Origin of the sequence: Phocaeicola sp., assembly GCF_048170425.1 — a bacterium.
Taxonomy (GTDB): Bacteria; Bacteroidota; Bacteroidia; order Bacteroidales; family Bacteroidaceae; genus Phocaeicola.
This window is the reverse complement of record NZ_DBEXBB010000281.1, coordinates 1-6,905: the sequence shown is the minus strand read 5'-3', so window position 1 is coordinate 6,905 and position 6,905 is coordinate 1. Positions and strand designations below refer to the sequence as shown.

Genomic DNA, 6,905 nt, shown 5'->3' with positions numbered 1-6,905 from the left:
ATTGATGTGCATGGGCATTGGATTGGAAGAGGCCTTTGGATTGTCTGTATCGAGTTTAGGAAACGTGGGGCCGGGATTAGGAGCGTTCAGTCCGTCTTTCTCGTGGAGTGCGCTTCCTGATGTGGCAAAATGGCTGTTGTCGTTTATGATGCTGATAGGGCGTCTGGAGTTGTTCGGGGTACTTCTGCTGCTGACTCCCAGTTTCTGGGATAGACGATAAGAAAAAATAAGAGCCACTACATTGAAGTCGTGGCTCTTATTTTTATAATTAATAGAGAAGTTGCTTATTAATCGATAAACCGGCGTGTGAGCTGTTCAAATTCATCAATGCGGCGGTCGCGCAGGAAGGGCCACCAACGGCGGACGTTTTCACTGCGGTTCATGTCGATTTCTACCACCATGTTTTCTTCTTTCAGGTTGCTGGCCTGGGCGATGATTTCGCCTTGCGGACCGGCTACGAAGCTGTTTCCCCAGAACTGGATACCGTTGGTCTGGCCGGAAGGATCGGGTTCAAGGCCTACACGGTTTACAGCGATAACGGGCAGACCGTTGGCTACGGCGTGACCGCGTTGTACGGTTACCCATGCACCGAGCTGGCGCATCTTTTCTTCCTGTGTATCGGTACTTTCCCAGCCGATGGCAGTAGGGTAAATCAACAGTTCAGCACCTTTCAGGGCCATGATGCGGGCACCTTCCGGATACCACTGGTCCCAGCAAACTTGTACGCCGAGCTTACCGATGGAGGTCTGGATGGGTTCGAATCCTAAGTCACCGGGAGTGAAATAGAATTTCTCGTAGTAGGCAGGGTCATCGGGGATGTGCATCTTGCGATACTTTCCGGCAATGCTTCCGTCTGTATCGAATACTACGGCAGTGTTGTGATACAGTCCGGCCGCACGGCGTTCGAACAGCGAAGTGACCAGTACCACATGGTAGGCAGCGGCTATTTCACTGTAGAAGCCGGTGGAAGGACCGGGGATGGGTTCTGCCAAGTCAAATAAATTAGTATCTTCTGTCTGGCAGAAATAGGGTGTGTTGTGGAGTTCCTGAAGAACTACCAGCTGTGCACCGGGTTGTGCCACAGAAGCAATGTTGCGGTGCAGCTTTTCAAGATTCAGTTTGAGGTCGTTCGTACAAGCTTGCTGTACGATGCCGACACGAATGGTTCGTTTCATTGTGTTATTTGATTTTTTACAGATTCAGGATATTGCATGGTGACACAGTGGAGGGAACCGTGCTGTTTGATAAGGGCACGGCAGTCCACGCCTACGATTTCACGTTCGGGAAAGGCCTCAGCTAGTACTTGGGCTGCACGGGTATCGTTTTCCGGCTGGGCATAAGTGGGATAGAGCACAGCCTCATTCATAATCAGGAAGTTGGCATAGGTGGCCGGAAGGCGTTTGCCATCTTCGTCATAGATAGCTGCGGGCATGGGTAACGGAAGCAGGCGGTAGGGGTCTCCGTCGAGGGTGCGGAAGGTCTTGAGCTGGTCTTCCATGGAGCGAAGGGCACCGTAGTGCTCGTCATTCTTGTCCAGACACTGCACGTAGGTTATGGTGTGGTCAGGGCAAAGACGGGCCAGGGTGTCAACATGGCTGTCGGTGTCATCACCGGCCAGGTAGCCATAATCCAGCCAGAGTACCTGACGCAGGTTGAAGCGTTCCATCAGGTAGGCTTCGATGTCTTTGCGCGAGAGGGTGTCATTGCGGTTGGGAGCCAACAGGCAGGGCGAAGTAGTGAGCAGGGTACCCTCTCCGTCGCTTTCAATGGAACCTCCTTCAAGCACGAAATTGCGGCAATTGATGTAATCGCCGTTGAGTATACCAGTCTTGAACAGATGACTGTTGATGAGGTTGTCCTTATGGGCGGCAAATTTCATTCCCCAGCCGTTGAAGCAGAAGTCGAGAAGTTGTGGGTCGGAGTGTTTCTCCTGCAAAGTGATGAACGCATGGTCGCGTGCCCAGGTGTCATTGGTAGGACATTTCACAAAAGTGACTTGATCACGATAGGGAAAGTCGGCCAAAGCTGCCGGAAATTCTGGAGCCACGAGCAACAGCGGCTGACGACTGGCTATTTCGGTAGCAAGGTGGACAAAGCAGGCTTCTACTTCTTCGAGCATATAGGCCCAGTCGGTATCGGCATGGGGCCAGGTAAGCTGTATGTAGCTTTGTTTGTGCCATTCGGCAGGCAGGTAATAGGTCTTTTCCATATTCTTGTATGATTATTTTTCGTTTGATTCTCTTTTTTCTCTTGCGGCAGGAAGGGCTTCTTGCGGAATGTATTTCTGGTCTTCTCTTTCTTTCTGTTTGCTGTTGCGGTTTTTCCGGCGGCGGAGGAACCAGTCGATAAGTTCTTGCCAGTTCATGAAGTCTTTTTTGTACATGATACCGATGCCCTGGGTGGTAAGGGTGGACTTCGTGAAGTAACGGTCGTTGGTCTGGTTGTATCCGCGCAGACGGAACTCCCCGTTCTTGGTGAGCAGCCAGATAGCTTCGAAGTCACCCACAAAGTTGGTGTTACGCATGGTGTTTTCGCGGTATCCGAAGTTTCCGTTAATTATCAGTCGGTTGTTCAGCAGACGGCCGGACAGGATAGCTTCGGCTTCTACATCGCTCCAGCCTTTTTCTCCGGTAGTAAGGTTGGTGCCGACATTCCAGTTCTGGTTGTCGATGACTTGCGAAAGCATATTGTTCAACTGGCCCGACAGAGTGCTGAATGCCAGCGAGCTGGTGGCATCGGTCTGACCGGTATTGTTGGCATAGTCGTAGGTGTAGAATTTGCCAACCCCCAGCAGGTAAATAATCTGGGTGTTCATCTGTTCTTCGGTGCTGGTGAGACTACGTACCAGTTCGCGGTCTTCTTCGCTCACGGTGGGCAGTTCAAGTCCAAACGTCAGGTTGGGTGAAGTGAGACTGCCGCTCAGGTTCAACAGACAATTTACGCGGACATTTCCACGTGAAGAGGAAGCGTCGGCTATCAGGTCGTTCAGTGAAGCAGAGTTCACTGTGTAGACAGCCTGCACGTTCAGATTGGCAGCCTTGGGGTCGCCATTGAAGGATACCACGCCTCCCGGTTGCAAGGTAAAATCTTTACGGATGACGTTTTGCATGCTCATCTTGTAAATTCCTTCGCTGATGTTATAGTTACCGAACATCTGGAAGTTACCCTGATTGAAAAAGTTAATGCGCAAGTTTCCGGTTCCGTAGGCAGATATATAATCTCCGGCCGAGGGATCCATGATGATTTTCATGTTGGCACGTTCGGCTGGTTCTATCTGTAGGTTGATATGGATGGCGGTGGGTGTGTCATCGTCTTCCTGCTTGTCGGGCTGATTGAGCGGATGGTATACTTCGGCCTTGACCGCAGCTTGTTTGCGGCGAGGGGTACGGTCTACGAAAGTGATAAACCCGGAATTGGTGGCCTCCGCTGCCGTTCCCAGCACATAAACAAATTCTGTCTGGTTGTCTGCACGGACTTCTCCATCAACGTTCAGTTGCCCGTCACCTCCCCGGAGCAATACATCTCCGGTGGCATAGATATGACCGTAGAAGGGGAATTCAGGAGTTTCCTTTTCTGAGTGGAATACCAGCATGCGGTCTGTATTGAAGCGGAACTGATAGCTCAGGTTCTTTAGTTTGGTATGCCGTAATTCTCCGTCGGCAAGTCCTGTGTGTCCTTCAGTATCTTGTAAGCGGACATTCTGGAAACGGAACAAACCGGAAGCGATGTGTACGGAATCGGCTGATGCCCGGAAGGTGGTGTTCAGGATGTTGACCTTCATCTGCATCTGTGCCTTGACTTTACCTTCCAAATCAAGTTGGGCGAAGGGGCCGAACAGGCGAACGTCGCCATGCACGTTTCCGTTGACATTGCTGAAGATGTTTTCTACAAAGGGTTGCAGGAAAGAAAGTGGGGTTCCTCCGGCTTGGATAAGAAGATCAAGTCCTTTCATCTTAGGAGAAACATAGCCGGTTACCCGGGTAGTGCAGGTACTGTCGCGGCGGATGTCGGCATTCAGACGCACACCTCCCAGTTCTTTATCCCATGCCCCAAGGATGTCGGCTCTTCCCAGCAAAGCATGGTTAAGAGAAAAATCTTTTACATCGAGATGAGCTTCCATCACCGGGTCTTGAAGTACATGGCGCAGGTGGACTTTTCCACTGATGCCTCCGTCAAAGCGTACGGCATGGAACTGAATCATGTCCATGATGTAGAGCAGGTTGATGTTTTTCAGGTCTACCAGGCAGGAGTCTGTTTCCGTTTTTCCCAGTCGCCCGTTAATTTTCAGGTGCTGGTCGCGGTGTTCAAACAAGAAGTCGTGTATTTCGATGCTGTCTTTTGCAATATCCACAGTAGCCGGATGTATGTTCCAGGTGGTATCATTCAAGATGACCTGGCTGGGTTGTATGTCTACACGGGTATGTAATTCTCTTTTCAAGCTGTCCTGGCAGAAAGAGGCGATGGCATCAATTTTACCGCTGTAGGTAAGCTGGGTATTGTTTCCCCAGTAGAGTGTGCTGTGCAGCTTGTCATTTTTGGCACGAGTGATGAGGGATAGATTGAACATGGCTCCCTTTTTCATTAATGTGCCGGCACGAACTTGACATTGTAATTCATCGGGACGGCTTTCACATAGCAGGGTGCCTGACTCATAATATTTCCCATTGTATGTGAATTGAGGAAATGAGCCGTTGATGCGCATTTGTGAAAGGCTGTCGTTGAGTTGTCCGGAGAAAGTGGCTGGCATCTGCAAGTCAAACGGTATATTCAAGACTTTTGAGAAGAATTCACTGTTCTCCATGCGGAACTGGAAGTGGAACTGGTTATTCAGTTCTGTGGGTTTCTTTTTCCCTTTTTTCTGTTTTTCTTCAGGGAATAATGATGGGATATGCTTTCGAATAACTTTTTCCATGCTCTTCAGCAGGGTGTGGTAGGCATATTTCCCTTGGATGCTTCCGGTTAGGAACGGAGAGTCAATACGTATTTCTTTCACCTCAGCATGTTGCGTGAGTTGGGTTGCATCAATTTGCAGGCGAGGAAGAAAGTAATTTCCGACCTCATCAGGTGTACGTACAAAAAGACTGTCGAGGTTGATTTTTCCCTGAATATCGTCAATGGAGTGTCCGGAGAAATCAGCTGTCAGGTTAAGGGATACGTCAGTATCTTCGTATTTCTTGGTTAGTTGAAGCTTGTTGGGACGAAAATCTCGTACTTTTACCCGCAGATTGAAATCGGGTACAGCTTGCTGGGTAACAAAACTTCCGTCTACGCTGATTTTCCCGTTTTCATCGTCGAGTGATAAATGTCCGTTAAAACCACCTGGCTTGAAATTTCCGTTCAGTGCGATGTGCTGATACTGATAATGGTTGTATTCCAAAGAAGAGATTTCTCCTTTGACATGTGATTCTGGTTGATGGTTTCGGTATTGCAGACCGTTCAGTTCCAGATCAAAAGAAGTCTTTCCAAGTTCTTTTTTCGCCAATAATTTCCCAAGTTCAAAATTATTGGTGGAGATTCTGCCAGAATAACTTTTTTGCAAGGTCGTGGTGTCGGTGTGCATTGTCATGTTGGCATTGAGTTGCCCTGGAAGGCTTTGCAGAATACCGTGTGCGGTGATTTGTGACGGATATCCTGATACATCCCCCCGAAATTTGAGGAAGCCCAGACGCCGTACAATGTCAGGCACAGTTGCGGTGGAGCCTTTCAGATTATGTATAAGCCAGGAAATGGCATTTTCGTCAATATCAGCCTGAGTAATCTCACCAAAGAAATAGGGTGGCTGCGAAGGATTGCTGTGGTCAAACATTCCTTCGGCATGTACTTCCAACGCTTTGTGAGGACTTGCCAGATAAAAATTACTGCATCGGGCTTGTTTCCCTCTTCCATGAAAGGCCATATCAATGTGCACAGAGTCTTGAAAATGTTGCAAGGCTGGTACAAAACAAGCTATGTCGGCAGGAGTGACGGAAGCACTCAGTCGCCCCATATAGGTGGTCTGTGTATCCGAAAGGAAATCAGGCTCAGTAAGGTTTCCTGCTACCGTGAATGTGTTGATACTGACGATTGTACCTGGCAGGGTAAGGTTCAAATCGTGTAAGTAGATACCTCTGGAATTGGCTGTGGCTCTCAGGGCAAATTTTTTCAGCTGAAATCCGCTTTGTTCATTAAAGCTCATACGGCGGATTTGTGCGTTGAGTGAATCAGTTTGTAGCGCTTTCAAAGAGATGGTTGCAGAAAGTTCGCTAATGCCGATGTGATGAGGGTTGAACTGACGAGGGGTATTAGACTCTGAGAGCACATCGTAATGAAATTGCCCGCGACGGATGAGTACGGAATTGATACGCAGGTCAATTGACTTCTGGTTTTTTGTGGTGTCTTTCGAAGCGAAAGCGTCAATCAGAAACTGGCAGTTCAGAGGAGCTTCCGGATGGGTACGGTTCAGACGGGCATCCAGCCCGAATAACTGGATACTGCTGATACGGATTTTTCCACGAAAAAGAGACGGGACGTCAATCTTGACGGAAAAGCGCGAAATGCCTAGCATGTCTTTCTTTTGCTGGTCTTTTATTTGCACGTTTTGTATGACGATGCGGTTCAGGAGGCCCAGGTCCACATTACCGATGCTTACTTCTGCTTGGGTGAGACGGGTAAGCTCACGGGCTGCATACGTACTGATGCGATGTTGGATAGCCGGAAGGTTCAGCAAGGCAATCAGACCGAAATAGAATACCAGTGTCGAAATAACTGTGATACGTATGGCTTGTTTTATGCGCGTGGCTTTACTCATTCTTTATACAAATTACAGACAAATGTACAAATAACCCTTGAAGAAAAGGGTCTTTGAGAGCGTTATTAGTAGTTTTTAAGTTTTGGAGGATTGCTTTTCGTGGCCTTTATAAATGAAA

General features: G+C 48.7%; 4 protein-coding genes. 1 reads left to right on the top strand and 3 read right to left on the bottom strand.

Translation table 11 applies throughout. The features are described from left to right. On the top strand, nt 1-220 hold a 220-nt coding region (locus ACMJ0U_RS11130; protein WP_417129984.1), incomplete at its 5' end, for a potassium transporter TrkG. Between the two features lie 67 nt (nt 221-287). On the opposite strand, the gene ACMJ0U_RS11125 is transcribed toward ACMJ0U_RS11130, so the two are convergent. From ACMJ0U_RS11125 to ACMJ0U_RS11115, 3 genes are read right to left on the bottom strand one after another with little or no spacing between them, the layout of a single operon-like run. Beyond that, on the bottom strand, nt 288-1,175 hold the full coding sequence (locus ACMJ0U_RS11125) for a carbon-nitrogen hydrolase (protein ID WP_417129983.1): 888 nt from the start codon (nt 1,173-1,175) through the stop codon (nt 288-290). Further along, nucleotides 1,172-2,209 (bottom strand): agmatine deiminase family protein, encoded by a 1,038-nt coding sequence (locus ACMJ0U_RS11120; RefSeq protein WP_417129982.1) that lies wholly within the window; start codon nt 2,207-2,209, stop codon nt 1,172-1,174. The genes ACMJ0U_RS11125 and ACMJ0U_RS11120 overlap by 4 nt, the downstream gene beginning before the upstream one ends. Before the next feature lie 12 nt (nt 2,210-2,221). Then, entirely contained in the window at nt 2,222-6,787 is a 4,566-nt protein-coding gene (locus tag ACMJ0U_RS11115; protein ID WP_417129981.1) for a translocation/assembly module TamB domain-containing protein, read from the bottom strand. Nucleotides 6,788-6,905 lie beyond the last annotated feature (118 nt).

What these genes read in the sequence shown, in the direction of transcription:
- ACMJ0U_RS11125 (WP_417129983.1), bottom strand. Translation starts at nt 1,175, where the DNA reads ATGAAACGAACCATTCGTGTCGGCATCGTACAGCAAGCTTGTACGAAC.
- ACMJ0U_RS11115 (WP_417129981.1), bottom strand. Translation starts at nt 6,787, where the DNA reads ATGAGTAAAGCCACGCGCATAAAACAAGCCATACGTATCACAGTTATT.
- ACMJ0U_RS11120 (WP_417129982.1), bottom strand. Translation starts at nt 2,209, where the DNA reads ATGGAAAAGACCTATTACCTGCCTGCCGAATGGCACAAACAAAGCTAC.